1 protein-coding gene is annotated in these 1,406 nt (G+C 64.6%); it reads left to right on the top strand.

All coding sequences use genetic code 11. The annotated features are described in order from the left end of the window. Positions 1 to 312: 312 nt before the first annotated feature. Positions 313 to 1,389: an IS110 family transposase gene (locus tag MRBLMI12_RS08625; protein ID WP_363355783.1), complete on the top strand. Its 1,077-nt coding sequence runs from the start codon at positions 313 to 315 to the stop codon at positions 1,387 to 1,389. Positions 1,390 to 1,406 lie beyond the last annotated feature (17 nt).

Raw genomic sequence — 1,406 nt, forward strand, 5'->3', positions numbered from 1 at the left:
GTGACCCTGTCGTCGACGGGCCGCGTGCCTTGCATCTGATCTGTCTATCCGGGACAGGGTTTTGCGAGCCGGTCAGGGCTGGCATGACCTCATAGGAGCTTGGGTCGAAGCCCCGTCAAGGTCTTGTCTGCCCTCCCTGACCGGCGAGCCCTCACAGGGAATGGAAGGCAGAACCATCATGACAATGATCCAGCCGGAAATCATCGCCGGCATCGACACGCACGCCGACACTCACCACGTCGCCGTGATGACATCGACGGGCGGAGACTCGGCGATGCCGGATTCCCGGCCACGCTGATCGGCTACCAAGCGATCACGGCCTATATCGCTGCGTTCGGTTTGGTCCGGCAGGTGGGAGTCGAGGGAACACACTCTTATGGCGCGGGCGTCACGGTCCATCTGCAAGCGGCCGGGATGCGTGTCGTGGAGATCATCCGACCGAATCGTCAAGCTCGCCGGATGCGCGGGAAGTCGGATCCGATCGACGCGTACGAAGCGGCAAAAGCAGTGCTGGCCGGACCCGATCACCCAGAACCGAAACGGCTCGACGGCGTAGTGGAAGCCCTCCGCTACGTCCACGCAGCACGCCGCAGCGCGATCAAGGCACGTGCCGCGACCCGCGTCCAGATCAAGAGTCTCCTGGTCACCGCACCCGAGCAAATCCGTGCCAGATACCGCAATCACACCGTGATCACGCTGATTCCGGGCCTGGCCCGCACCCGGCCCGCGTTGGAGGAAGACCTCCTCAGCCGGACAGTCCTCACTTCGCTGAAATCGCTGGCGCGGAGATATCAACACCTCAGCGCGGAAGCCGCCGTACTCGACGTCGAGCTCGAGCAACTGGTCACCCAAGCCAACCCCGCCCTGCACCAGGTCAAGGGCATCGGCACCGTCACCGCGGCGCAGCTGCTGATCACCGCCGGCGAGAACGCCGACCGACTCAAGTCGGAAGCCTCCTTCGCCGCGCTCTGCGGCACCAACCCGATCCCCGCCTCCAGCGGCAAGACCACCCGTCACCGCCTCAACCGCGGCGGCGACAGACACGCGAACTCCGCCCTGCACCAGATCGCCGTCGCCCGAATCACCTGCGACCAACGCACCCGCGAATACATCGCCAGGAAACGCAGCGAAGGGAAGAACACCAAGGAGATCCTTCGCTGCCTGAAACGCGCGATCGCCCGCGAGGTCTTCACCCTGATCACCAACCCGCCGCCAGCAGCCGACTATCGAGCGTTGCGGCCGAAGCGCCAACAGCTTGGTCTGCTCCAAGTCCACGCGGCCGTCGGACTCGGCGTCAGCACCGCCAAGATCTCCCTCGCCGAACGCGGACAGGTCCACGACGCCGTCTTCCTCACCGCCTACGAAAACTGGCTCAACTCACCGACTTGACACCATAGGAGCATCAC

The sequence above is a fragment of the Microbacterium sp. LMI12-1-1.1 genome (genome assembly GCF_040676455.1).
GTDB lineage: Bacteria > Actinomycetota > Actinomycetes > Actinomycetales > Microbacteriaceae > Microbacterium.